We start from the raw sequence: 25,326 nt of genomic DNA on the forward strand, positions 1-25,326 counted from the left end.
TAATGATAACTTATAAGTAATTAAATCTTTGAACTATTGTTTATTTTTAATTTTAATTATTACATTTTTATACATTTTTGTCAAATACAATATTATCTTCTATATATTTCTTCTATAAAAAATCCATCTTAATAAATAATTTATTAAGATGGATTTTTTATTTTTATTGTTCTGCTAATTTTTTATAAATTTCATAACGTTCTTTTGCTTGCTGTTCTGTTTCAGTAAACAAACCTTCAGCTACTTCTGGGAACTGTTTTGCAAGTGCTGAGTAACGTACTTGATTCATAATAAAGTCTCTAAAGCTTTCTGTTGGTTCTTTAGAATCTAGTATAAATGGATTTTTACCTTGTTCTTTAAGGTCTGGGTTATAACGATAAAGATGCCAGTAACCTGCTTTAACAGCTTGCTCCATATTGGCCATACTTCTACCCATACCTTCTTTAAGACCATGACTAATACATGGTGCATAAGCAATAATCAAAGATGGTCCTTTATAACTTTCAGCTTCAATGAGTGCTTTGATAAATTGGTTTTTGTCTGCACCCATGCCCACTTGCGCAACATAAACATTACCATAAGTCATAGCCATACGACCTAGATCTTTTTTGCCTGCACGTTTACCAGCAGCGGCAAATTTGGCAATGGCAGCAAGAGGTGTTGCTTTAGATGCTTGCCCACCTGTATTAGAATAAATTTCTGTATCAAATACAAAGACATTAATATCTTCTCCAGATGCAAGGACATGGTCAAGACCGCCATAACCGATGTCATATGCCCATCCATCTCCACCTACAATCCATTGTGAGCGTTTAACAAGATAATCTTGTTTATCTTTAATTTTATCAACAAGTTCTTTAGTAGCTGAATTTGAAAGGCTATCTAAGAGTTCGCTGACTGCTTTAGATGCCTCTTTAGAAGCTTCACCATCGTCTTTATTTGCAAGCCAATTTTCAAGAACTGCTTTTTCACTGTCTCCTACTTTTTCTTTTAAGGCAGTAATATTTTCTGATAGTCCTTCTCTAATATGTTTTACGCCTAAATACATACCATATCCATATTCAGCATTATCTTCAAAGAGTGAATTTGCCCATGATGGCCCTTTACCTTCATGATTAGAGGTATATGGTGTACATGGTGCTGAACCACCCCAGATAGATGAACAACCTGTAGCATTGGCAATCATCATACGATCTCCAAAGAGTTGTGTTACAAGTTTGATATATGGTGTTTCACCACATCCTGCACATGCACCTGAGAATTCAAATAGAGGTGTCTTAAATTGGCTATCTTTAACAGTCTTGCCAGCTACTAGATGACCTTTATCACTTACTTTACTTACTGCATACTCCCAGTTAGGTACCTCTTTATCTGTTTGTGTTGCAAGTTTCTTCATAACAAGTGCTTTGTCTTTTGCTGGGCAAATATCTGCACAGTTACCGCAACCTGTACAGTCCATTGTATCTACTTGCATACGGTAACCTAATCCATCAAAGCCTTTACCAATAGCTTTCTTAGTCTCAAAGCTTGCTGGTGCTTTATCTTGTTCTTCTTGTGTTAAAAGGAATGGGCGGATACATGCATGTGGACAAACATACGCACATTGATTACACTGAATACAGTTTTCAAGAATCCATTCTGGTACATTAATACCTATTCCACGTTTTTCATAAGCTGTTGTTCCTGATGGGAAGGTACCATCTTCAATACCATCAAAGGCACTAACTTTTAAGCGATTACCTTGTTGTGCTTCCATTGGGCGCATAATCTTTTCAACAAATTCTGGTTCATTCGCTCTTTTCTCATCTGCACTATCAGCATCTTTCCAACTACTTGGTACTTCTACTTTAACTGCAGCACCGAATCCTTCATCAATAGCTTTATAGTTCATTTGAACCACTTTTTCACCTTTTTTACCATAAGCTTTATTTACGGCACCTTTTAAATACTCAGCCGCCTCCTCTTCTGATATAATTCCTGCTTGTTTGAAAAATGCACCTTGCATAATCATATTAATACGATTACCTAGTCCAATTTCTTCTGCTATTTTAGTTGCATTGATAATATAGAATTCTGCTTGTTTTTCTGCTATTCCACGTTTTAACTTAGTAGGAAGCTTTTCTTCTAACTCTTCTTTGCTCCATTGACAGTTAAGTACAAATGTACCACCTTGTTTTAATCCCTCTACTAAATCATAAAGATTCACGTAAGATTGGTTATGACATGCAATATAGTCTGCCTCTTTTACGAGATAAGTTGAACGAATGGGCTCATCACCAAAACGAAGGTGAGATACTGTAAGACCTCCTGACTTTTTAGAGTCATAGTCAAAGTATGCTTGAACAAATTTATCAGTATGCTCACCAATAATTTTAATTGCTTGTTTATTAGCACCTACTGTACCATCTGATCCATAACCCCAGAATTTACAACGAATCATGTTTTTTGGCTCTGTAACGATCAATTCGTTTTCATCTAAAGAAGTATGGGTAACATCATCATAGATTCCAATAGTAAAATGATCTTTAGGTTGATCTTGTTTAAGGTTATCAAATACTGCTTTAATTTGACTTGGTGTTGTATCTTTAGAGCCAAGTCCATAACGCCCCCCTACAATAAGAGGCATTGTGTCTGCTTCATAGTAGCAGTTACGTACATCTAAATAAAGTGGTTCACCCATAGCACCAGGCTCTTTTGTACGGTCAAGGACAGCGATGCGTTTAACTGTACTTGGCATTACCTCTAAGAAATGCTTCATAGAGAATGGACGATAAAGATGTACTTTTACAAGACCATATTTTTCACCTTGAGCATTAAGATAGTCTATTGTCTCTTCTATTGTTTGAGTCACTGATCCCATAGCTACAATAACATGCTCTGCATCTTTTGCCCCATAATAATCAAATAGACCATATTTTCTGCCTGTAAGATCAGACATCTTATGAATATAATCTTCTACAATTCCTACGATATTTTCATAGTATTTGTTAGATGCTTCGCGTGTTTGGAAATAAATATCTGGATTTTGTGCAGTACCACGTGTTACTGGATGGTTTGGTGATAAGGCATTTTCTCTAAAAGCCTTAAGTGCTTCTTGATCGACTAAGCCTTTTAAATCATCGTATTCGAGTGCTTCTACTTTTTGAATTTCATGAGAAGTTCTAAATCCATCAAAGAAATGGATAAAAGGTAGACGCCCTTTAATCGCTGCTAAATGGGCAACTGGAGCAAGGTCCATGACTTCTTGTACTGAACCTGTTGCAAGGAGTACACACCCTGTTTGTCTAGCTGCCATAACATCTTGGTGATCACCAAATATTGAAAGAGCTTGAGCTGCTAAGGCACGAGCACTTACATGGAATACACCAGGTAGAAGTTCTCCTGCTACCTTATACATGTTAGGAATCATAAGTAATAAACCTTGAGATGCTGTAAAAGTAGTGGTAAGAGCACCAGCTTGTAGTGAACCATGGAATGCACCTGCAGCACCCGCTTCAGATTGCATCTCTACTACTTTAACCTTTTGATCAAATATATTTTTTCTACCCTGAGCAGCCCATTCATCTACCACCTCCGCCATAGTAGAAGATGGTGTAATAGGGTAAATGGCAGCAACTTCTGTATAGGCATAAGCTACATAAGCCGCAGCAGTATTCCCATCTAATGTCATCTTAATTTTACTCATTTGTAAACTCCTTTAACTTATAATCTACTTCCGTTATCAACCCATTCCTTAGCATTTATAACACCTGCTTCAGTAGGAATGCTTACATTAGAATCTTTTAATCGTTCTTTTGTATCATTAAGGGCTGCTGTTGTATTACTATTTTGTGCATTTACATTATTAAGACGTTTGTTGTGTGTACCTGAAAGTGTTAAATCCATTTCGTCTTTCATAGAAATTTTCTCCTTTACTATATAATCTTTGACGTATCTATTCATCTTTTATTTATTCCCTAGATTGTTTATTTTATCCTTGTTTTCATATAAAAGGAGAGTGCTTTATAGTACTCTCCTTTTATTCATGACCTTGTCTTAAATATTCTTTAAGCTCTTCGATATTTCCTTCTTCAAATTCTAAAAGATGCTGCCCTAAAGCGCGTACCTCATCCTTTAAATTTTTATAACTATTTAACTTCTTACACATATCTACTGTACCCATTGTACTGCCTTGTATAAGCATTTCAGCTAAATGAGATGCTGATTGATTGTTTAATGTGGATGCTTTAATCATAATGTATGTTTTAATCTGATCTAATTTCTTTATACCTTTTGGTTCATGATCTTCTGCCTCAAGTAAGCTAATAGCTTCTTTATTAATTGCTTTATATCCTTCTAGCTCTTTAAGGAGTACTTGTTCAAAAGGTACATCTCCTGCTATTTCAATAAGTTCTGTCAAAGTATTTGTTCCCATTTCTGAATTTTGATATATAAAGTTAAGTACTTCTACATTTTCATTCATTTTGTCACCTCAATGTCATTTTTAAATTAGTATGAGTCAAAATACTTTTTTTCATAGCATTTAATTTTATTTCTTTAGGATATTTGATATTCTTCAACATTTCCTTTATAATATCTTCATATCTTTTTATAAAAGGATATGGGGGAGGTATGTATGAAAACAATCTATATTATGCTTACTAAGACTGAAAGCATCTTTTGTTATTTAATAAAAAAGTATACTCGTGAGCCTTATGCTCATGTTTCTTTACTTTTCACAGATGACTTTACACATGGTTATAGTTTTAGCCGCAAAAAAATTCGTAATCCTTTTATTGGTGGGTTTAGATGCGAAAACTATATCAAATGGGTAGCTGCTTTTCCAAAAACAGAATGTCAAATGTACCGTTTAACTATTAGTGATGTCCAATATGAAAAGCTTACTTCTTTACTTAGCGAGTTTTGCTTAGAAGAAGAAAAATATAAATATAATATCCTTGGTGTTATTGGACGCCTTTTTAATATCAAGATTCAACCTAAACATAGTTATTTTTGTTCTCAATTTGTTTCTTACATATTAAGTGAAGCTGGCATTTTAGAATTTAATAAAGAACCTATTCTTACAACTGCCAAAGATTTTAGAACCCACTCTGATTTAAATCTGATTTATGAGGGCTTCCTAAATACATTATTAGGTGATCCTAAAGGCCTTATTTTCTGTGATCAACTTGTTTCTTGACATAGAAAAGGAGCTATTACATATCATTTATGTAATAGCTCCTTTTTAGTATCTATTCTTATTTTCTATTCATTTTATCCACGTGCAAGTTTGACACGGATTTTAGATGAAATCCATTCTACTATTAATACAAGGATAATAAGTCCTGCTAAGATAGCACCTACTTGATTCCATTTATAAGCATTCATAGCAAAAATCAGTGGTGCACCAATCCCACCTGCACCTACTAATCCAAGTACTGTTGCGTCTCTTAAGTTCATATCAAAACGATAAATAATAGTTGATGCAAAATCTGGCATGAGCTGTGGTAGGATGCCATATTTAATCTTTTGGAAAGTTGTACAACCACTAGCTTCAAAAGATTCAAGAATTTTTGTATCTAAATCCTCAATAGATTCTATATACATTTTTGAAACCATACCAATAGATGCAACAGACATGGTTAAAAGTCCTGCAAACGGTCCTGGGCCTGTTACACGTATAAACATTAATCCATAAACAAAAGTCGGAATTGTTCTGATTGCCATAATAAGTACACGCCCAATAAGAGCAATTGGTTTAGGCACAAGATTTGTTGCACTTAAGAAAGCTATTGGAATAGCTAAAATAGCACCTACTATAGTTCCTAGGAAAGCAATACATACTGTTTCTAATAATAAATAAGGCACGCCTTGATTAGTAAAGTTGAAAAGAAGCTGTGTATCTGGATTAAAAATTCCTTTGATAATGTTACCTGCTACATCCATACCACCAGCTGTAACCCCTTTGAAATTCACTGCACTACTAGACCATCCAATGAGAATGACAACAATTAATACTGAAATAACTTGAAAGATCCATGTTTTTGGTTGTTTATTAAGCTGTGCTTGAATACGTTCATTCATGTTGTTATCCTCCTTTTAAGTTAATTTTTTACGTAAGTAATGGCTAATACCTTCAATAATCATAACGGTTACGAATAAAGCTACTAGGATCATCCCTACACTTCCATATTCTCTCCAACCGATTTTCTCATTAAGGATAAGGCCTAAGCCTCCAGCACCTACATAACCTAAAATAGAGGCATATCTTACATTCCCCTCAAAGCAGAAGAGACAATTTGCAATATAACCTGGTAAAACTTGTGGTACGATAGCAGCAAGGAAAGCCTTTAGCTTTGTAGCACCTGCTGCTTCCATAGCTTCAAAGGCACCCATATCTACTGTTTCAATTTGCTCGTAAAGAATCTTTCCTACATAAGCAAATGTAAAGACAGCAATAGCTGTTGTCCCTGCCAGTGTCCCAAGGCCAAAGATGTAAGTTGCAATTAATGCAATAACAAGTGTTGGTAAAGTTCTTACTAAGCTTAAGAAAAGGCGAGATAGACTAATAACTACACGACTTTTTACTACGTTACTCGCTGCAATAATTGAAAAAGGAATAGCTAATAGTGAACCTATTACTGAACCTAATAAAGACATTTTAATAGTGTCAAATAGAGGTCCCCAAATACTATTCATATAATCTAAATTTGGTGGAAACATTTGCTCTAAAATAACAAAAAACTGCTTCCCTCTTTTTATAAGTACAGTTAAATTAAACCCTGTCACATCAATAGCAATCCATGAAGCAATAACGAGAAGCAATATGACAAGTGGCATACGTGAGTGTTTCTCACTGACTACCTTTCCATCAGAGAGAATAATCTTTTTAGGTGGAAATATTTTGTCATACAGGCTCATTGTATCCCCTCCATTGTATCTGGTTCCTGTCCTCCATAAATACGGTCTAAGATTTCACTTGTTACCTCTTTACTTGGTCCATCATATACAATCTCCCCACCTTTTACACCAATTACACGGTCTGCATATTCAAGGGCTAAGTCTACGTGATGGATATTAATAAGTACAGAGATGTTCATCTCTCTATTGATACGTCTAAAGTCATTCATAACTTGTTTTGCTGTTACTGGGTCAAGAGCTGCAACTGGCTCATCCGCTAAGATAATCTTAGGATTTTGTGCCAGTGTACGAGCAAGGGCAACACGTTGTTGTTGTCCACCTGAAAGTTGATCTACCCTTGTATAAGCTTTATCTAAAATTCCTACTTTATCTAAAGCTTCTAAAGCAGCTACTTTATTAGACTCTGGATAAGCCCCAAGGAGCACTCTCCAAAATGGCATATCTGGTATATTAGATGTTAAAACATTTTTAATAACTGTTGTTCTTGTTACTAAGTTAAAGGATTGGAAGATCATCCCTATTCCTCTACGAAACTTACGAAGTGATTTTCCTTTTAGACTATTTACACTTACTCCATCTACTGTAAGTTTTCCTTCTGAGATATCATGCATACGGTTAATTGTACGAATTAATGTGGATTTCCCTGCACCTGAAAGACCAATGATGGCTACAAATTCGCCTTGCTCAATTTCAAGCGATACATTATTTAATCCTTTATAACCATTCGGATATACTTTGCTTACATTTTCAAATTTAATCATAGTGTGCTCCACTTCTCCTATCGAATAAGGCATAATTTTATACTATCGTTAAATTAACATATACGTAAAAATGGGTGAGTTTATTAAACCCACCCATCCTGTTATTTATACAGATTATTTTCCTGCATTAAGTTCTTGAATTAATTTTTGGGCAGCACGCTCATTATCATAATCAGCAGGATTTGCTACTTGGTAACCTTTGTGACTGTAGATAGAAATTACTTCTTGGCCTTCTGGTGTATTACCAAGGTTGATAAATGCATTTTGTACAGCTTTTTTGAAGTCTTCATCCATAATATCTGATGTCATACTTGCAGATACTGTATCATTGTAAATAGCTGGTGTTACACCGATTACATTTGTTTCATCCCAAATAGATGCTGTTCTACCGAACTCGCTTGTCCATTTTTCTTCATTGTCACGACGTGCATCTGCATAAGTTAATACGATATCAACTTGTCCTGATGCAAGACGAGCAAATGCACTACCATAAGAATCTGATTGTACAGCATTTGCTAAATCAGTAATGCTTTTACCGAAGTTTTCTTGTAACCATAACGCTGGGTAAATGTAACCTGCTGGAGATGTTGTAGACATAATGCTCCAGTTTGCATCATTTAATTCTTCCCATGTAAGCGCTTCACCTGCGTTTACTTTAGCAGCAAGTGCTTGACCTTTTTCTGATGGACCAGTAATAATTAATGAACGGTAAGAAACAGCTTTGTCCTCAATACCTTCTGTTGGTAAACCATCATTCCAATCTTTAGCATTATCTGAGTCTTTGTTTAAAGCATCACGTGTTGCAGTTAATATAACTTCTGCACTATCATCGTATAATACGTAAGTACCACCTGGGATTAAACCAATATCTGCAGTACCTGCACTAAGTGCTTCCCCTACTGCTTCGTAGTTTGTTCCTACAGTAATCTCTACATTTTTAACATCATAACCTTCTTTAGCTAACTCTGTTTGTAACATCCCTTTTAAAGGTGCTGTAGCTGTTACGATTTCTTCTGGATCACGTGAAGGTACGAAAGCTACTGTTAACTTTTCAATTTGTTTGTTACCTGTTGCTTCTGGTGCTGGTGATGTTGCACCATTATCTGGTGTACCTGCACAACCTGTAAAGATTGATAAACATAATGTTGTTGCCATAAACAATTTTAAAAACTTTTTCATGGTATCCTCCATTTATTTTAAGTTTTGGTTTCCCAAGTTATCTATTTAAAGACCGGGGTCCTTAAAGTCTCTATTCATTTCTAATATTTTTAATTACCTATATAAAACTTAGAAGGTAAAATGACAGTCATGGTCTCTGAACGTGCGCCTGTTATTCTTTCAAGAAGTAACTTAATAGCTGTTTCCCACACAAAATCTGGTAGCATCTGTATGGCTGTATACGTTGGAAACTTAGATCTTAAAGTTTCAATATCCTTATACACGACTACTGCTACATCTTCCGGTACCCTAAGTCCTGCCTCTTCTATAGCTTCAAGAGCGCCTTCTGCGATCTGATCATTGCCAAGAAGTACTGCTCTTGCTAATCTCTTATTCACTATGGCTTCTTTCGCCATCTGATAACCGCTTTCCTTACTCAGTTCACCTATAAAGAAATTCTCTTCTTTATACTTATCTTGCGCTTTGAGTATACGCATTAAAGCATGATGCCTTGTCTTGCCTATAACAAGTGGGCCTTTTTCATAATAACCACCTATATAGCCAATGTTTTCATAGGCCTTTGTCTCTAAAATATAATGAACCATCTGCATAAGACCTTCATTATAGTCCATAATAATTCTATCATATTGATAATCGTGTCTATCGGAGTTAATAAATAAAATAGCATAGCTCTGTTTCTTTAAATACATAACTTCTTCTTCACTAAAACTACCTAAAGCAATAATGCCTTCAACTTCCATAGGTTCGCCATATACCATACGCTCAAATTCGACAGGTGCTTTGCAAAATCTAGTTGCGATGCTAATATAATCTCTTAATTTTATATTATCTCTATCTTCTCTGATAATATGCCAATCTGCTATTCCAATTTTAATTCCTTTTTCTGCTTTTATACGGCGTTTTTTAGGTGGTACATAGTTAAGTTCATGGGCAATATCAAAGATTCTGTTGCGTACTTCTTCGCTGATTAAAATATTTTTATCTTGATTAAGTACTCTTGATACTGTTGCCATCGAGGTATTTGCTCGTTCTGCAATTTCTTTTAAAGTTGCCATTTTTCTTCCCTCCTCTACCTATTATATGTATAAATACGCAAAGCACAAGAGATTTTAGTAAAGTTTTATGCAAAAAAATGAGATTTTACATATTTTTAACGTAGCGTTCGATAATAGAAAAACATTACATAACCTATGTTAATAAATTAAAAGGGATGTTGACTTTATCGCATTCAACATCCCTTCTATCTTTATTCTTATAAGTTCTTGTTTTCTATTCTTCATCTTCAGGCTGTACAGCAACAACTCTACAACGAACCCCTGTTGCCTCAGGATCATCTTGCCACATGGTAAGCATTTTACATACTACATCTGGTTTAATCTTATCTAAATTCTTTAGATTTTCGATAACATAGATACCTTTAGCTTCACACATCTTTTCTGCCTCTATATGCTCATGATTACGACGAATATCTTGTGTGTCTAAACCAATAAAACTTACTCTACAATCAATTAATTCCTCGATAAGTTCCCAAGATAAAACAGGACTTTCTCTAAAATACAGCCCACTTCCATACGGGTGTTTTTCAATAGTTCCTGTTCGTATTAAAACAAAGTCTCCTGGTTTTACATAATCTAGATCTACATCATCACTTGTAATTTCTTTTCCTTGAACATGGCTAACATCTAATAAAACCCCTCTGGTTTGCATATATTCAAGAGGAACATTCGGCCTATCGTACACATCAAAATGTGTTCCTACATGCCCCATAACAATTTCTTTTTTCAATTGGGATTGTGCCCACTGATAAGCTTTATTTGTTTTTCTTACTGTTAATGTTAAGTCTATATATTTCATATCTTCATCTCTTATCTTTGTAGTTTTCTATCTTTTACTTCACATTACAGTATACCAAAATCTCACTGATAAAGTCTAGTTAAGTTAGTTTTTTGAACATTAATAGATGATTATATAATTTTCTACATAGCTACACCATTCCGCTCCTGCATTTCTCCTGACCATTTGAAGGCTTGTTTAGCTACAAATACAGCAATTACTTCATTGATAACAGCTGCTGCTGCTATTGTTCCTTGAATAATCTGAGCACATTCAGGTGCTGGCCCACTTAATATACCAACTGCAATACCTGTAAAAACTAAGGATACTCCTGAATGAGGTAAAAGTGTGAATCCAAGGTACTTTCTTACTGGCTCAGGTGCCTTCATCACCTTTCCCCCTAATGTTGCTCCTCCTATTTTACCTACTGCACGTGCGCCAATATAAATGATTGTAAACAGCCCTGCACCAAATATAAGATGATAATTAAGAGGTGCACCTAAATTTAGAATAGCACAGATTAAACTTATGCCTAATACAGGTTGGAAAGCCTCTAGTATAGCTTCTAAGCGCTCTTCAGGCACCATATTGGCAAAAGTTGCTGTAAACGCCATACCTATAAGCATAAAGTTCAGTACAGATCTTTCAAAAATAAATTTGTTGATTCCAAATCCAATAGCTGTTGCTAATAAAATAAATAAAATAGTTAATGCCAAAGTGAATCCTTTAGGCCTATCCTTTTTAAGAACTACACCACCTAGAAGCCCTACTAAACATCCTACAACTAATGGTAGTAATACCACTAAAAAAATCATATAAGCTGGTAACTTTTGTGTTGAAATATTAGCCGATACAATGCCCATTACTGTAAAGAATACTGTTACACCGACTAAGTCATCTAGAGCGGCCATGGGAATAAGCGTTTTAGTAACAGGCCCATCTGTCTTATATTCATTTACAATAGATAAAGCTGGTGCTGGCGCGGTAGCAAGAGCAATTCCACCAAAGATTACAGCTAAATAAATTGGGATATTCATAAAGTAAAAGACTATACCAAAGACTAAGGATACAATGAAAAAAGTTCCTAGTGATTGCATTAAAGTAATCATTATAATTTGCTTTCCTGACTTTTTAATACGTTTCCATATTAATTCACTACCAATCAATACACCCACTGCACATTCAAAGATATGCATGAGTATTTCATACCAACCTGCTTCCATAACCTCTTGACTTAATAACCCAATAGCATGAGGCCCAAAAACCATTCCGGCTATAAGCCATCCTAAAATAGCAGGCATTTTCATTTTGGTCATTAACTTACCTGTTCCAAAACCGATAACAACGAGTAAAAGAAATCTCACTAAATCCATTAATATACCTTCTTTCTATTTACCAATACCATATAATAATAAATCAATTGATTTTTTCATTTTCTTCTCATGTAATTCTAAACGTTCTTGCTCTGTATAATCTGACATCTCTTCACTTTCAAATGTGCTATTATAAAATTCACTGAAGGACATAATATATTCAATAGCCTCTTCCTTTGTAATATCTTCTCTTAACTCTACTAAGTTAAGAAATTCTCTAAGAAAACTTCTATTAAAGGCATCTAGTTGTACTTTTCTTTGTTTCACTTCAGCTCTAAGGTGAGATGGTGTCTGGAATAATGCAATACTAAAAATATGAGCAAGCTCAGGGTGATCCTTAAAAAACGCACATCTTACCTTCATAAAGGAATCCATTGTAGCATCACGATCCTCAGGTATGAAGCAAATATTCTCTTCTAGATACTGATACATTTTAGAAAAGCATTCTTCTACACAAGCTAAAAAAACTTGGTCTACATTCCCAAAATAATGGTAAATCAATCCCTTAGAAATTCCATTCTCATTACAAATAGTATTGATAGAGGTTTCACTGTAATTTTTAGTTCCATATTCTTTTAATGCTGCTTGCAAAATACGATTACGGCTTTTCTCATTTTGCTCTTCACGTTTCATAATTAATTGCTCCTCCATTTTAGACCCATAGATCTATTTTATTTTCCAACATTTAGACCTCTAAGTCAATATTTAATTTTCTATTATTTTAAATTTAAAAATACAAAAATGAGGCTCTCCCCCCTAAGGATAGCCTCATACTTATACACACTTTTTAATTTATACACACTTTTTATTTGACATTTCTCATGATAATGTCTTCACGTTTTGGACCATTTGAAACCATAGTTACTGGGTAACCAAGTTGCTCCTCAACAAACTCTACATATTTTCTAGCATTTTCTGGAAGGTCTTCGTAGTTTCTAATACCACTAATATCGCATTTCCATCCATCTAAATAAGTTAAAACTGGTTTTGCTTTATTAAGTTTTGGTGTACATGGGAATACATCTGTTACTTCACCATCAATTTCATATCCAGTACATACTGGAATTTTGTCTAAGTAACCTAATACATCTAGTAATGATAAAGCTACATCTGTTGTACCATGAAGCATACATCCGTATTTTGTTGCTACTACGTCAAACCATCCCATACGACGTGGACGACCTGTTGTCGCTCCGTACTCACCACAGTCTCCTCCACGTTTTCTAAGTTCTTCAGCTTCTTCACCAAAGATCTCACTTACAAAAGCTCCAGCCCCTACTGCTGAAGAGTAAGATTTAACAACAGTTACAATTTTCTCAATTGCATGTGGTGGGATACTTGCTCCTACTGTTGCAAAACCTGCAAGAGGTGATGAAGAAGTAACATATGGATAGATACCATTATCTGTATCTTTTAACGCTCCAAGTTGTCCTTCAAGTAAAATATTTTTGCCTGCTTTCATTGCATCATTTAAATAATAAGCAATGTTTGTTACCATTGGTTCAAGACGTTCACGATATTTAATCACTTCATCAAAAATTTCTTTTGGATCAAGTAAGCTTGCCCCATTATAAAGTGCACTAATCATTTGGTTTTTAATTTCGCATACTTTTTCTAAACGTTCCATAAGGATTTCATCATCGAACATTTCACCAACTTGTACACCAATTTTTAAGTATTTATCTGAATAGAATGGCGCAATACCTGATTTTGTTGAACCAAAGCTTTTAGCCCCTAATCTTTCTTCTTCTAATTCATCAAGACGTACATGATATGGCATTAAAATCTGTGCACGGTCAGATACTAGAATGTTTGGCATTGGAACCCCGCGACTTGTAAGACCATCTAATTCTGCAAATAATTTACTTAAATCAAGTGCAACACCTTGTCCAATAATATTTACTACATCTTTTCTAAATACACCTGATGGTAAAAGATGTAAAGCAAATTTTCCATACTCATTAATAATTGTGTGACCTGCATTCGCCCCACCTTGGAAGCGGATGATAATATCTGCATCTCCTGCTAATAAGTCTGTTACCTTACCTTTTCCTTCATCGCCCCAGTTTCCACCTACAATTGCACTAACCATTTACATGTACCTCCTACACTGTTGTTGTCTTTATCATACTATAAATCCATCTATAAGTATAATTACCATTTTTTATTAGTATTATAAGTTATACTTATACCATAACTTTATGCTATAAGTATAACTTAATGAAATAGCCTTACTTTACTATGGAATCCATACTTTATCTAGTATTCCTGATAAATAAGCAAGTACTATACCAAAATTTGTAATGGGTACTTGTTGTAACTTTGCACCTTTTAATCTAGTCTTAATTTGTTTAGGAGTATGCATGCAACCTCCACATTGAATAACTAGCGCATAAGCAGACAGATCCTCCGGGAAACTATTCCCACATACATTTTCAAACTGAATTTCTACCTGTGTCTGCTTCTTAATGGCCTGAGGAATTTTACATCTTGCAATATCCCCATGTAAAGGATTATGACTACAACTTTCTGCAATAAGCACTTTATCTCCTGACTTTAATTGCTTTAATGCATAAACGCCTTCTACATATTGCTCTAGATCACCTTTCCGCCTTGCCATTAATATAGAGAAAGAAGTAAGTGGTATGGATTTTGGACATACTTCATATACCTCACTAAAAATTTGTGAGTCTGTAATAATCAAATCAGGTGGTTCTTTTAAAGATGTTAATGTTTCTTCTAGTGTTTCTTTTGTGGTCATAATAGGAATGGCATGTGCATCTAAAATTTCTCTTAATATCTGAACTTGTGGCAGGATAAGTCGCCCTTTAGGTGCTTGCAAATCCTGTGGCATCACTAATAATACCCTATCTCCCACTCCCACCTTATCACCTATACATTTTGGCTCTTCCATCTGCATGAGTTTATTCGTAATAGCTACCTTTAATGTATCTATTCCTATTTGATCTTTTGCACTAATTGTAATACTTTCTTTTATCTCTATACCTTTATTTTCTTCTATTATATACTTATTATACACAATAAGATAAGGTGTTTTTGCTTGGTCCAGTTGCAATAACACTTGTTGTTCTTCTTCCTCTAGCTCTTCTTCCTTAGTTATCCATAATACTAGGTCTACTTGCCTTAACATCTCCATTGCCTTTTGTATCCTTAGTTCTCCTAGTGTACCTTCATCATCTAAACCTGGAGTATCCACAAATACAATCGGTCCTAATGGATGCCACTCTTTACTCTTATGTACAATATCTGTAGTTGTTCCTGCAATTGGAGATACAATCGACAGCTCTTGGTCAAGTAATACATTCATCAATGTAGATTTTCCTGCATTTCTTTTTCCAAATAGTCCTATATGGAGTTGATTTCCTTTCGGGGTTTGTTGCATATACACGCCTCCTTAAAATCTAAAATCTCGTTCTCCTGCATTTATGCGTTCTATCCATTCCCCTGCTTGTGCACGAGCCTTTTCACTTTGAATTGTCTCAAGTTGTTTCTTTATAACTTGTTTACCTATTACTTTTAACTTCTCATCTCCGTAGTCTTCTAGATACTCATTTAAAGTAAGGAGTGCATTAGGTGTACAAATATTACCTATTTGTCCTGTCTTAGCAAGTCGCATAAAACGATCCCCTGTACGCCCTTGTCTATAGCATGCTGTACAATAACTTGGTATATAGCCTCTCAGTAATAAATCTTTTATAACCTCTGCAGGTGATCTATGATCATCTACTTCAAATTGCGGCTTGTGATCTGGAGATTGATAGCCCCCAACAGCAGTACATGACCCTGCACTCATTTGTGATATTCCAAGTTCTAATGCCTCCTCACGAAGTGCAGCATCCTCTCTAGTAGAAATAATAAGCCCTGTATAAGGTACTGCAAGCCTTAGTACCATAACAATATGTTTAAAATTCTCATCACTTACACCTGGATATTTACTGGTTTCTACATTTTCTGCTGCCTTAATACGTGGTACAGATATAGTATGTGGTCCTACCCCCATATCTTGCTCTAGTTTTTCTGCATGCATCAACATGGCAACTGTTTCATAACGGTAGTCATACAAACCGTAAAGTACTCCAAATCCTACATCATCAATCCCCCCCAACATAGCACGATGAAATGCAGATGTATGATAGCTATAATTATGCTTTGGTCCTTTAGGATGAACACTTTCATAAGTTGGTCTATGGTAAGTTTCTTGGAAAAGAATATACGTACCAATCTGTGCTTCTTTAAGCATCTTATATTCTTCAATGGTTGTCGCAGCGATATTGACATTAATACGTCTAATCTGACCATTTTTAAATTTCATTTGATAGATTGTATCAATGCACTCTAGTACATACTCTATTGGATTATTAACAGGGTCTTCTCCAAGTTCTAAAGCTAAACGTTTATGCCCTAACTCTTCTAATGCTTGAACTTCTTTTTTAAGTTCTTCCATTGTAAGTTTTTTACGTTCTAATTCACAATTACTGTGTTTATAACCACAATATTCACAGCCATTAACACAATAATCACTTACATATAAAGGTGCAAAAAGTACTACTCTTTTCCCGTAGATATCTTCTTTAATCTGCTTAGCTGTTTCTTTCATCTGCTGGAGTAAATCTTCATCTTCTACCATCAGCAACACTGAAGCTTCCTTATGAGTAAGTCCCTTTAAATTTGCTGCTTTTTCTATAAGTTGAGTCACATATTCTTTGTTACTAGCTTTGTCTCTTGCTTTATCTAACACCTCATAAATGTAACCTTCCTCAAACCATTCATTAGCACATTCAGACCAGTTAACATTTTCCCATCCTATCATTCTTTATTCCCCCCTCATCTATTTTTTTGTAAGAGCTGATTTTACTGTAACACCTTTAATCTTTCCTAATCTTCCAGTCATTGCACTTAGTTCATCTACCGTCCCATCTACTATTACAGAAATAACACTAATACCTTTCTCCCTATAGGGAATCCCCATCCTACCTACAATCTTATCTGCTGATTCATGCAAAATTTGGTTGACCATTACAGCACTTTCTAATTCTTCAATAACAATTCCAACCACTCCAACTCTTGTTTCTACCATATTTTCTCCTTCCATTCACTAAAAAAGCCCTTTTGCATGAGTGCAAAAGGGCATACTGATCCATGTAGATGTAAATGATCTTCTGGATTGATTAGCGCTATGTGTCCTTTGCCCATTGCTTAGAAATTTCCTCGCAAGAGGGTCTAGATTGCTCGAAATCCATTCTTAAGAAATATTCCTAAAAATCGATGACTAACTTTATCATAGCCTAATTTATTATTTATTTCTAGTCTAAATTTTATATATTTTTATTATTATTCTCACATTTTATCTAGTTCCATTTATCTCTATCATCACAAGCTCTGGTGGGTTAAAAATACGTGGTAATCTTTTATTAATAGAAAGCCCTCTACTTACAATTAAGTTGGACCCATTTAGCAGGTTATAACTTCCTCCTGCATATTTAGGAAATCCCCCTTGACCTGGCGCATATAAACCATTAATAAGTCCTGGTACTCTTACTTGGCCACCATGGGCATGTCCTGAAACGACTAAGTCATATTCTCCTCTACTATAAAGGTCAACAAATTCTGGACGATGGCTAAGAAGTATCTTGTAGCCTCGCTCTTTTACTACTTTTTCTTCTAACTCCACATAGGCTAATTCAAATCCAGTTTCACTATATAGCCCACGCCATTTATCTGGATCACTTATACCTGCTATTATAATAGGCATCCCTTTTATCATTTCTACTCTATAGTCTTCTTCTAATACAATTACACCATAACTTTCAAGAAAAGTTTTAATCTGTTCTATTTCTCCTGTCCAGTATTCATGATTTCCTGTTACATAATAAATAGGTACTGTATTTTGTAATCCTTCTAAAAGATAAGTAACACCCTTAATAGGCTCTTCATCATCTACAATATCCCCACTTAGTAAAATAAGGTCAGGCTCTTGTTCATTAAGTTTCTCTAATAACTTTTCTTGTTCCTTCCCATAGTTATAACTATGCAGATCCGTTAATAAGGCTATTTTTATAGGTTGTTCTAACTTGAATTTATGTGTAGATACTTGATATTTTTTTATCACTAATCCATTGTATAAACCCAATATAACAATGATTGCTAGTCCACCTAATACTAAATAAAATATTAACTTATTAGCGCTTTTTAGTTTAACTAATCCGTATAATACAGCTATCCCTATTAATACTGTCACTATACATAGTCCTATTAAAAAACTCATATTCTCTTCTTCCTTTCTACTACAAACAACTAAGGAGCCATTGCAGTCATTTTTGCATTAGCTCCTTGGTTACTCTATCTTGTTGCAATTTTAATACTTCCAATACCAGCTTCAATATCTATTGTTTGGTCACTTCTATTAAGGATATTCACATCACCTAAACCATTATAATGCTGGTCATTAATTTCAATTTCTCCAGCACCTCTTGAAATTTGGTAGTTATAATCTTCTTCTCTACCCTCTAATATAATCTCTAAGTCACCTAGTCCGCCTTCTATTTCCATATCACCTTCAAGAGCAGTCTCTATTCTTACACTTCCAACACCCATTGTAATTTTAGCTTCTCCAAGATTACTTCCTTCTAAATTAACCTCCCCAACACCACCTTCTATAGAAGCATATGCTGTATTAAGGCCTTCAATATTAGTACTTGCTACACCCGCTATAAGATTGAACTTTTCTGTTGTAATATTTTTAAAGTTCCCTTCTCCTACACCTAACATAACAGTTGTCTTTTCTAACTTTGTTCCACTTGGTATCGTAATCACAATTTCTCCACTATATTCAGACATTGAATGATTACCAAATAAACCCCACTTCATCTTGTCGCCTTCTTGTTCAATATAAAGTGTATCACCTCTTACCCCATAATTAAGCTCTACCTTTGAACCTACATTCATACGAATAGCGTAGTCATTACCTTCTTGAATATTAATAGCTACTGTTCCACTTGTTACATCTATCTTACTAAAACGCTCCACACTTTTAACATCTCCATTAAAAGCTTGTGTACGAATAACCTCTAAATCATTTCTATCACTTCTATATCCTACCTCTTCGTTCCATCCTCTAAAATGTATCCCTGTATCATCAGAATAAAGTGAGCTTTTCCCCCCTAATGCAAGGCCTGCTACACTTATCCCTATTCCTCCAACAATAAGGCATACTGCTAATACAATAAGTGTTGACTTTTTTAACATACCGCATTCCTCCTTTTCGCTTTACTGCATAAGTTACTAATTCCTCTTATAATCATAGGTATACCTTTACCTACTACTACATACATAAGTACACCTGATAATATGCCTATACCAAGAAGTGTACATGCTGCGCCAAGAAAAACTGCACCTGTTGCTGGCTGAACAAATAATGCCCCAATTCCTACTACGCCACAAATCAAAGATGTTCCTAACATTACAATTGCTACTAAACACCCTGAAAAAATTAAAGCAATCATTGTTACAACTGCTGCAAATCCTACTGCTGCAATTGCTATTGCAAGTGGAAATGCAATTGGGCTAGCAAATAATGCTACTATAACAATCCAAAGCGCTTGAAAACTTTGTTTTGGTTTCATGGATTTTACTTCTGCTTCTTTTACTACGAAATCAGCCAGCAATTGTTTAGCTATTTGAGCTGGGTTCCCTAATGCAGCTATAGCTTCTTGCTCATGCTCTACACCAGCTTCTTCTAAGTATTCTTCATAATATTGCATTGCTGATTCGCGTTCTTCCAATGGTAACTTATATAAATTTTGTTCTAGGATTCTTAGAAATTCCTCTTTATTCATTATTATTTCCTCCCATCAATACCCTATCTACTTTATCTTTGTATATTGTCCATTCTTCTAAAAAGGCATCGTACTTTGCATGCCCTAATTCTGTTATTTGATAATACCTTCTATTTCGTCCTTGATAAGGTTCATCATATGTGCATAAACATCCTTCTTTTTGTAACCTTCTAAGTACTGGATATAATGTTGACTCTGATATTTCTAATGCTGCTCTTACCTCTTGTGTGAGTCTATAACCATATACGTCCCCTTTACGTACTACAGCTAATACACAAGCATCTAGCAAACTACCACTTAATGGAATTGCCACAAATACTACCTCCTCTTTAGTCCCTATAAACCGTCTTATATTATTAATTCTTCAATATTATATGATGTATAATATCATAAGTCAACTTATATCTAATATTTTTCTAATAATTAAAATAAGAAAAGGCTATTACAGAAAATATAATCTAAATCCCTGTAATAACCTTTTCTTTTCTCTCTTCTATTTTGATATATGATAGGCTTTATGAACTACCCATTTATGTTCTTCCCATTTATATAAAGTTATGTTATCAAAACTACATTCAAATTGGCAAGGGTATTGATGAACATAATCCCATAACTTAGAGTAAATGGGTTGAATTTTCTTAGATGAAACTGTTACATGAAAGACCTTATCCTTACCATCCTTTTTATCAAATGTTAGATAAGGTAACTCTTCTAGTGTATCAATTAACCTATCATGTAATACTTTTCCCTCTTTAGACATGACTACATCCATATAAATAACACGATCATCAAAGTGATTATATCCTTCTAATCTAAATGGTGCTGCCTTTTCATGCTTACAAAATTGTTCCAGCTTCATATCTAAATCATTTGGAATGCCATCATATTCAAAAGGTGCCTTAATAGTAAAATGAGCTGGTAAGGTAGATGATTTTGCTCCTAACTTTTCATATACTTCTTTTCTAAGTTGATTATTAAATCTCCCTCCTTCCCCTCCTACTTCACATACAATAACATATCTCATCCTTTTTCCTCCTTATTTTGTTACAGTATTGCCATCGATAATTTATAAAATTGTCCTATTGGTTCCTTATAAAAAAAGAGAACTAGGTTCCTCACTTTAATGATTTCCCTAGTCCTTTATTTTTATTTAATCTACACCTACAACTGCTAAAACTTGTTTTTTGAAATTATTAAGTACTACATTTGCATCTGCTAAATCTTTACCAATGATTGAAAGGTAAATTTTCATTTTTGGTTCTGTTCCTGAAGGTCTTACAACAAACCAGTTACCATCTTCTAAAATAAATTTCATAACATTCGAAGTTGGTAAATAAATTGTTTCTTGTGTTCCTTCTAAGCAGTTATATCTTGTAGAAAGTTTATAATCTTCTACAGTTGCTATTTTCACACCATTTACATCTACTGGTGTATTGTCACGAAGTGCACTTAAGATAGCAGCTATTTTTTCTTGTCCATCTTTTCCTTCCATTTCTACTGAAATGAGGTCTTCTCTATAGTAACCATATTGTTGGAATAAGTCTTCAAGTGCTTCGTAAAGATTTTTGCCTTGTTCTTTATAGTAAAGTGCCATCTCTGCAATAAGAACAGAAGCAATAACAGCATCTTTATCACGTACAAACTCACCTGATAAATAACCATAGCTTTCTTCATATCCAAATACAAAATTATTTGCACCTGTTTCTCCAAACTCTTTAATCTTTTCCCCAATATATTTAAAGCCTGTTAAAACGTCCATAACTTGTGTTCCATAATGAGCAGCAATAGGTTTTACCATATCTGAAGTTACAATTGTTTTAACAATAGTATCTTGTTCACTTAAAAGCCCCATCTCACGACGTGCATTTAAGATGTAATCGCTTAAAAGAATACCTACTTGGTTTCCTGTTAATACTTTATAGCTTGTTGCACTTTCTTTCACTACAACCCCAATACGGTCACAGTCTGGATCAGTACCAAAAATTAAATCTGGCTCTGTTTGTTTTGCCATTTCAATAGCAAGTTCAAATACTGCTTTATCTTCTGGATTTGGGTATGGTGCTGTTGGGAAGTTACCATCTGGTAATTCTTGTTCTTTTACAACATCTACTTGTTCATAGCCTAATTTTTTAAGCATTGTACGTACTGGAATATTACCACTACCATGTATTGGTGTATAAATGATTTTAAGCCCTGAAGCTTTTTCTTTAATAAGGTCTTTACGGATGCATAAAGTTGCTACCTTATTGTAATAAGCTTTATCTACTTCTTCTGTTATGTATTCGAGTAAACCTTTTTCTTCTGCTTCTTTTAAGCACATTGTATGTACACCATCAAATACATCTGTTTCATCAATAAAGTTTAAAATTTCTTTTGCTGCTTCATCTGTAATTTGACCACCATCATTACCATATACTTTATATCCATTATAAATTTTAGGGTTATGAGATGCTGTAATAACAATCCCTGCATCAGTTTCTAAATGTCTTACAGTGTATGAAAGCATTGGTGTTGGTCTTAATGATGGATAAAGAAATACTTTCACCCCATTCGCAGCAAGTACACTAGCTGCTGTATCTGCAAATTCCTTACTCATATTTCTTGAATCGTAGGCAATTGCTATACTTGGTTGCTTTTTATGTTTTAATAAATATGTAGCTAATCCTTGAGTTGCTTTTCCTACTGTATGTACGTTCATACGATTGCTACCTGCAGCAATTTTACCACGTAAACCGCCTGTACCAAATTCAAGATTTTTATAAAATCTATCTTCTATTTCCTTTTCATCAGTTAATTGCTCTAATTCAGTTTTTAAACCTGCTTCCACTTTTTCTTCTGTAAGCCATCTATTGTACCCTTGTTTAAAATCCATAGTATGCCCTCCTCATATTTTTTCAACTCTATTATGTCATTTTCTAGTAAAAAAATCTAGTTACAATTTGATTTGCGTAATGAAATCGTGAGTATTGCCAAAAACTTCCCTCTAAAAGGGATATGAATTTAATTACAGTATTATATAAATATACTTTTATACATATAATTTCTGTATTTTTTATTCAAAAATATTTAATTCTTTATTTTTAACCTATAATTTTAATAATAGATTTCCTATTTATTAAGATTACTAAAAAAATATCTATTGATATAACAAAAAGGAGATTCTGAGTGATATCACTCAGAATCTCCTTTTTGTTATGACCCATACGGGAATTGAACCCATGATTTCACCGTGAGAGGGTGACGTCTTGACCTCTTGACCAATGGGCCATGCTTAACTTCTTTACTTATTATAATCCTGCCTATAAATAAAATCAATATTTTTTATTATTTTTTATAAAATTATTAACAAAATTATTTTAAGACTTTTATAAGTACTCCATACCTTTTCTTCTATATTTTTAAACTAATACCTAATTATTTTTACTTTTGCCATTTTATGTAATCCTATTTTATCTATAAATAACTTATGTTATACTTTTATTGTTAAATTTTTATTAAAGGGAGAGACAACATGAAGATAAAAAAACTTTTATCACTCGTAGCTTGCTTAGGTTTATCAGTATCCCTATTAGCTGGATGTGCAAATGCACCTTCTGGCACACAAACTGAAATCAAAACTGAGACAACTGAATCATCTGAGGAAAATATCCTTGAAACAGATGTTATTGTAATTGGTGCTGGTGGTGGCGGATTAAGCGCTGCTATTGAAGCCCATGATGCAGGCGCAAATGTTATTATTGTTGAGAAAATGCCATTCGTAGGAGGAAATACTGCTCGTGCAACTGGTGGTATTAATGCTGCTGGTACAGCTTTCCAAAAAGAAGCTGGTATTGAAGATACAGTAGAAGTTCACTTCGCTGATACAATGAAAGGTGGAGAAGAACTTAATGACCCTGAACTTGTTAAGTTTATGACAGAAAATGCAGCTCCAGCTATAGCATGGCTTACAGATTTAGGTGCAGACCTTTCTGATGTAGGTTCTTTAGGTGGTGCATCATTTAAGCGTGCTCATAGGCCTACTGGTGGTGCTCCTGTTGGCGACCACTTAGTTAATGTACTTTTCCAAAATACAACCAGCCGTAACATTACAACAATGCTTAATACAGAAGCTACAGAAGTTATTTATGAAAACGATAACGTAACAGGGATTAAAGCAATTGAAACTGTAAATGGAGAAAAAGTAAATTATACAATTAAAGCAGATGCAGTTATTATTGCTTCTGGTGGTTTTGGTAACAACCCAGAACTTTATACACAATACCAACCACAATTAGATGGTTTTATTTCAACAAATCAACCTGGTGCAACTGGTGATGGTATTATTCTTGCTGAAGCACTTGGTGCAGACTTAACAGATATTGAGCAAATTCAGATTCATCCAACAGTACATACAGAAACTGCAGCACTTATTACTGAAGCTGTTCGTGGTAACGGAGCTATCCTTGTAAATGCCAAAGGTGAGCGTTTCACAGATGAAATGTCCACTCGTGACAAAGTATCTGCTGCTATCTTAGAACAAGAGGGTGGTTCTGCTTACTTAGTCTTTGATCAAACTGTTCGTGAAAGCTTAAAAGCTATTGAAAAATATGTAGCTCAAGGCCTAACAGTAGAAGGTGAAACACCTGAAGCACTTGCTAGTGCACTTAACATGGATGGTACTACACTTAAAACAACCATTGATACATGGAATAAAGCTGTAGAAAGTGGTACAGATTCTGCATTTAATCGTAGTGCAGGCATGGAAATTCCTTTCACTAAAGCACCTTACTATGCTATTCCTATGGCTCCTGGTGTTCATCATACAATGGGCGGTATCAAAATTAACACTGATGCACAAGTTATTAATAAAGAAGGTAATCCAATAAATGGCCTATTTGCTGCTGGTGAAGTAACTGGTGGTGTACATGGTGCTGAACGTTTAGGTGGAAATGCTTTAGCTGATATTATCGTATTTGGTCGTGAAGCTGGTACAAATGCTGCTGCACTTGCTAAGTCTGATAATAACTTTATCGGTGCTGCTACTACTTCTACTTCTACTGAAACAGATAAAGCTGACCAACCAAAAATTAATGAAGAAGCTAAACCTCAATATAAAGATGGTACATACCAAGGTGAAGCAACAGGAAATAATGGTAAAATTTCAGTCGAAGTTACTGTAAAAGATGGTTTCATTGATACAATTGAAGTACTTGAACATCATGAAACATCTACAATCTTTATGTCTATTCAAAATGATTTAATTCCAAGCATTATCTACAGCCAATCTACAGAAGGTATTGACGCTGTAACAGGTGCTTCTAACTCAAGTTCAGCTGTATTTGAAGCTGTTAATATGGCTTTATCAACTGCTCAATAATGTTATAATCATCAAACACTAAAAACCTCCTATATAACTAGCGTAATAACTAGTTATATAGGAGGTTT

Annotated in this window: 24 protein-coding genes and 1 tRNA gene; 2 read left to right on the top strand and 23 right to left on the bottom strand. The window is 34.5% G+C overall.

Annotation, left to right across the window (positions count from 1 at the left end):
- Positions 1-163: 163 nt before the first annotated feature.
- From nifJ to BN2390_RS13145, 3 genes are all read right to left on the bottom strand, one after another.
- Positions 164-3,685 carry a pyruvate:ferredoxin (flavodoxin) oxidoreductase gene (nifJ, locus tag BN2390_RS13135; protein WP_053984796.1) on the bottom strand — a complete coding sequence of 1,174 codons (3,522 nt, stop codon included), beginning with the start codon at positions 3,683-3,685 and terminating at the stop codon, positions 164-166.
- A gap of 17 nt (positions 3,686-3,702) precedes the next feature.
- Positions 3,703-3,897, bottom strand: a complete 195-nt coding sequence (locus BN2390_RS13140; RefSeq protein ID WP_053984797.1) for a CDIF630_02480 family spore surface protein — start codon at positions 3,895-3,897, stop codon at positions 3,703-3,705.
- 121 nt (positions 3,898-4,018) lie between these two features.
- A complete protein-coding gene (locus tag BN2390_RS13145; RefSeq protein ID WP_053984798.1) occupies positions 4,019-4,462 on the bottom strand; it encodes a hypothetical protein in 444 nt (147 codons plus the stop codon).
- Positions 4,463-4,615: 153 nt separating this feature from the next.
- Here BN2390_RS13145 and BN2390_RS13150 point away from each other — a divergent pair, with 153 nt between their 5' ends.
- On the top strand, positions 4,616-5,179 hold the full coding sequence (locus tag BN2390_RS13150; protein WP_053984799.1) for a hypothetical protein: 564 nt from the start codon (positions 4,616-4,618) through the stop codon (positions 5,177-5,179).
- 74 nt (positions 5,180-5,253) lie between these two features.
- Here BN2390_RS13150 and phnE (BN2390_RS13155) read toward each other — a convergent pair whose 3' ends face one another.
- The 20 genes from phnE (BN2390_RS13155) to BN2390_RS13245 all read right to left on the bottom strand — a co-directional run bounded on the left by phnE (BN2390_RS13155) (position 5,254) and on the right by BN2390_RS13245 (position 23,169).
- Positions 5,254-6,063: a phosphonate ABC transporter, permease protein PhnE gene (phnE, locus tag BN2390_RS13155; protein ID WP_053984800.1), complete on the bottom strand. Its 810-nt coding sequence runs from the start codon at positions 6,061-6,063 to the stop codon at positions 5,254-5,256.
- Between the two features lie 15 nt (positions 6,064-6,078).
- Complete coding sequence (gene phnE, locus BN2390_RS13160) at positions 6,079-6,900, bottom strand: phosphonate ABC transporter, permease protein PhnE (protein ID WP_053984801.1); 822 nt, start codon at positions 6,898-6,900, stop codon at positions 6,079-6,081.
- Positions 6,897-7,661, bottom strand: a complete 765-nt coding sequence (gene phnC, locus BN2390_RS13165; protein WP_053984802.1) for a phosphonate ABC transporter ATP-binding protein — start codon at positions 7,659-7,661, stop codon at positions 6,897-6,899. The genes phnE (BN2390_RS13160) and phnC overlap by 4 nt, the downstream gene beginning before the upstream one ends.
- A gap of 114 nt (positions 7,662-7,775) precedes the next feature.
- Entirely contained in the window at positions 7,776-8,840 is a 1,065-nt protein-coding gene (locus BN2390_RS13170; protein WP_053984803.1) for a phosphate/phosphite/phosphonate ABC transporter substrate-binding protein, read from the bottom strand.
- A gap of 89 nt (positions 8,841-8,929) precedes the next feature.
- Positions 8,930-9,895, bottom strand: a complete 966-nt coding sequence (locus tag BN2390_RS13175; protein ID WP_053984804.1) for a LacI family DNA-binding transcriptional regulator — start codon at positions 9,893-9,895, stop codon at positions 8,930-8,932.
- 214 nt (positions 9,896-10,109) lie between these two features.
- Positions 10,110-10,694 (bottom strand): cyclase family protein, encoded by a 585-nt coding sequence (locus BN2390_RS13180; RefSeq protein WP_053984805.1) that lies wholly within the window; start codon positions 10,692-10,694, stop codon positions 10,110-10,112.
- Positions 10,695-10,816: 122 nt separating this feature from the next.
- Positions 10,817-12,046 carry a cation:proton antiporter gene (locus BN2390_RS13185; protein WP_053984806.1) on the bottom strand — a complete coding sequence of 410 codons (1,230 nt, stop codon included), beginning with the start codon at positions 12,044-12,046 and terminating at the stop codon, positions 10,817-10,819.
- Between the two features lie 15 nt (positions 12,047-12,061).
- Positions 12,062-12,679 (bottom strand): TetR/AcrR family transcriptional regulator, encoded by a 618-nt coding sequence (locus BN2390_RS13190; RefSeq protein WP_198524912.1) that lies wholly within the window; start codon positions 12,677-12,679, stop codon positions 12,062-12,064.
- A gap of 172 nt (positions 12,680-12,851) precedes the next feature.
- Positions 12,852-14,138: an adenylosuccinate synthase gene (locus tag BN2390_RS13195; protein WP_053984808.1), complete on the bottom strand. Its 1,287-nt coding sequence runs from the start codon at positions 14,136-14,138 to the stop codon at positions 12,852-12,854.
- 147 nt (positions 14,139-14,285) lie between these two features.
- Positions 14,286-15,449: a [FeFe] hydrogenase H-cluster maturation GTPase HydF gene (hydF, locus tag BN2390_RS13200; protein WP_053984809.1), complete on the bottom strand. Its 1,164-nt coding sequence runs from the start codon at positions 15,447-15,449 to the stop codon at positions 14,286-14,288.
- 12 nt (positions 15,450-15,461) lie between these two features.
- Positions 15,462-16,877: a [FeFe] hydrogenase H-cluster radical SAM maturase HydG gene (hydG, locus tag BN2390_RS13205; RefSeq protein WP_053984810.1), complete on the bottom strand. Its 1,416-nt coding sequence runs from the start codon at positions 16,875-16,877 to the stop codon at positions 15,462-15,464.
- An 18-nt stretch (positions 16,878-16,895) separates the two neighbouring features.
- Positions 16,896-17,144 carry a TM1266 family iron-only hydrogenase system putative regulator gene (locus tag BN2390_RS13210; protein ID WP_053984811.1) on the bottom strand — a complete coding sequence of 83 codons (249 nt, stop codon included), beginning with the start codon at positions 17,142-17,144 and terminating at the stop codon, positions 16,896-16,898.
- Complete coding sequence (locus BN2390_RS22275) at positions 17,138-17,260, bottom strand: hypothetical protein (RefSeq protein WP_278308269.1); 123 nt, start codon at positions 17,258-17,260, stop codon at positions 17,138-17,140. Before BN2390_RS22275 ends, BN2390_RS13210 begins: the two co-directional genes overlap by 7 nt.
- A gap of 151 nt (positions 17,261-17,411) precedes the next feature.
- Positions 17,412-18,332, bottom strand: coding sequence for a metallophosphoesterase (locus BN2390_RS13215; protein ID WP_053984812.1), 921 nt, complete (start codon positions 18,330-18,332; stop codon positions 17,412-17,414).
- A gap of 74 nt (positions 18,333-18,406) precedes the next feature.
- Positions 18,407-19,312, bottom strand: a complete 906-nt coding sequence (locus tag BN2390_RS13220) for a DUF4097 family beta strand repeat-containing protein (RefSeq protein ID WP_053984813.1) — start codon at positions 19,310-19,312, stop codon at positions 18,407-18,409.
- Complete coding sequence (locus tag BN2390_RS13225; protein ID WP_053984814.1) at positions 19,306-19,902, bottom strand: DUF1700 domain-containing protein; 597 nt, start codon at positions 19,900-19,902, stop codon at positions 19,306-19,308. Before BN2390_RS13225 ends, BN2390_RS13220 begins: the two co-directional genes overlap by 7 nt.
- Positions 19,895-20,215: a PadR family transcriptional regulator gene (locus tag BN2390_RS13230; RefSeq protein WP_053984815.1), complete on the bottom strand. Its 321-nt coding sequence runs from the start codon at positions 20,213-20,215 to the stop codon at positions 19,895-19,897. Before BN2390_RS13230 ends, BN2390_RS13225 begins: the two co-directional genes overlap by 8 nt.
- Positions 20,216-20,395: 180 nt before the next feature.
- Positions 20,396-20,926, bottom strand: a complete 531-nt coding sequence (locus BN2390_RS13235; RefSeq protein ID WP_053984816.1) for a 2'-5' RNA ligase family protein — start codon at positions 20,924-20,926, stop codon at positions 20,396-20,398.
- Positions 20,927-21,052: 126 nt separating this feature from the next.
- The gene (locus BN2390_RS13240) at positions 21,053-22,774 is read right to left on the bottom strand and encodes a phospho-sugar mutase (RefSeq protein ID WP_053984817.1); all 1,722 of its coding nucleotides are present in this window, start codon (positions 22,772-22,774) and stop codon (positions 21,053-21,055) included.
- 323 nt (positions 22,775-23,097) lie between these two features.
- Positions 23,098-23,169, bottom strand: a tRNA-Glu gene (locus tag BN2390_RS13245).
- Between the two features lie 244 nt (positions 23,170-23,413).
- On the opposite strand from BN2390_RS13245, the gene BN2390_RS13250 reads away from it, so the two are divergent.
- Positions 23,414-25,258, top strand: a complete 1,845-nt coding sequence (locus BN2390_RS13250; protein ID WP_242847673.1) for a flavocytochrome c — start codon at positions 23,414-23,416, stop codon at positions 25,256-25,258.
- Positions 25,259-25,326 lie beyond the last annotated feature (68 nt).

Origin of the sequence: Niameybacter massiliensis, assembly GCF_001282685.1 — a bacterium.
In the GTDB taxonomy this organism is placed as follows: domain Bacteria; phylum Bacillota; class Clostridia; order Lachnospirales; family Cellulosilyticaceae; genus Holtiella; species Holtiella tumoricola.

What these genes read in the sequence shown, in the direction of transcription:
- nifJ (WP_053984796.1), bottom strand. Translation starts at nt 3,685, where the DNA reads ATGAGTAAAATTAAGATGACATTAGATGGGAATACTGCTGCGGCTTAT.
- BN2390_RS13140 (WP_053984797.1), bottom strand. Translation starts at nt 3,897, where the DNA reads ATGAAAGACGAAATGGATTTAACACTTTCAGGTACACACAACAAACGT.
- BN2390_RS13145 (WP_053984798.1), bottom strand. Translation starts at nt 4,462, where the DNA reads ATGAATGAAAATGTAGAAGTACTTAACTTTATATATCAAAATTCAGAA.
- BN2390_RS13150 (WP_053984799.1), top strand. Translation starts at nt 4,616, where the DNA reads ATGAAAACAATCTATATTATGCTTACTAAGACTGAAAGCATCTTTTGT.
- phnE (WP_053984800.1), bottom strand. Translation starts at nt 6,063, where the DNA reads ATGAATGAACGTATTCAAGCACAGCTTAATAAACAACCAAAAACATGG.
- phnE (WP_053984801.1), bottom strand. Translation starts at nt 6,900, where the DNA reads ATGAGCCTGTATGACAAAATATTTCCACCTAAAAAGATTATTCTCTCT.
- phnC (WP_053984802.1), bottom strand. Translation starts at nt 7,661, where the DNA reads ATGATTAAATTTGAAAATGTAAGCAAAGTATATCCGAATGGTTATAAA.
- BN2390_RS13170 (WP_053984803.1), bottom strand. Translation starts at nt 8,840, where the DNA reads ATGAAAAAGTTTTTAAAATTGTTTATGGCAACAACATTATGTTTATCA.
- BN2390_RS13175 (WP_053984804.1), bottom strand. Translation starts at nt 9,895, where the DNA reads ATGGCAACTTTAAAAGAAATTGCAGAACGAGCAAATACCTCGATGGCA.
- BN2390_RS13180 (WP_053984805.1), bottom strand. Translation starts at nt 10,694, where the DNA reads ATGAAATATATAGACTTAACATTAACAGTAAGAAAAACAAATAAAGCT.
- BN2390_RS13185 (WP_053984806.1), bottom strand. Translation starts at nt 12,046, where the DNA reads ATGGATTTAGTGAGATTTCTTTTACTCGTTGTTATCGGTTTTGGAACA.
- BN2390_RS13190 (WP_198524912.1), bottom strand. Translation starts at nt 12,679, where the DNA reads ATGAAACGTGAAGAGCAAAATGAGAAAAGCCGTAATCGTATTTTGCAA.
- BN2390_RS13195 (WP_053984808.1), bottom strand. Translation starts at nt 14,138, where the DNA reads ATGGTTAGTGCAATTGTAGGTGGAAACTGGGGCGATGAAGGAAAAGGT.
- hydF (WP_053984809.1), bottom strand. Translation starts at nt 15,449, where the DNA reads ATGCAACAAACCCCGAAAGGAAATCAACTCCATATAGGACTATTTGGA.
- hydG (WP_053984810.1), bottom strand. Translation starts at nt 16,877, where the DNA reads ATGATAGGATGGGAAAATGTTAACTGGTCTGAATGTGCTAATGAATGG.
- BN2390_RS13210 (WP_053984811.1), bottom strand. Translation starts at nt 17,144, where the DNA reads ATGGTAGAAACAAGAGTTGGAGTGGTTGGAATTGTTATTGAAGAATTA.
- BN2390_RS22275 (WP_278308269.1), bottom strand. Translation starts at nt 17,260, where the DNA reads ATGGGCAAAGGACACATAGCGCTAATCAATCCAGAAGATCATTTACAT.
- BN2390_RS13215 (WP_053984812.1), bottom strand. Translation starts at nt 18,332, where the DNA reads ATGAGTTTTTTAATAGGACTATGTATAGTGACAGTATTAATAGGGATA.
- BN2390_RS13220 (WP_053984813.1), bottom strand. Translation starts at nt 19,312, where the DNA reads ATGTTAAAAAAGTCAACACTTATTGTATTAGCAGTATGCCTTATTGTT.
- BN2390_RS13225 (WP_053984814.1), bottom strand. Translation starts at nt 19,902, where the DNA reads ATGAATAAAGAGGAATTTCTAAGAATCCTAGAACAAAATTTATATAAG.
- BN2390_RS13235 (WP_053984816.1), bottom strand. Translation starts at nt 20,926, where the DNA reads ATGAGATATGTTATTGTATGTGAAGTAGGAGGGGAAGGAGGGAGATTT.
- BN2390_RS13240 (WP_053984817.1), bottom strand. Translation starts at nt 22,774, where the DNA reads ATGGATTTTAAACAAGGGTACAATAGATGGCTTACAGAAGAAAAAGTG.
- BN2390_RS13250 (WP_242847673.1), top strand. Translation starts at nt 23,414, where the DNA reads ATGAAGATAAAAAAACTTTTATCACTCGTAGCTTGCTTAGGTTTATCA.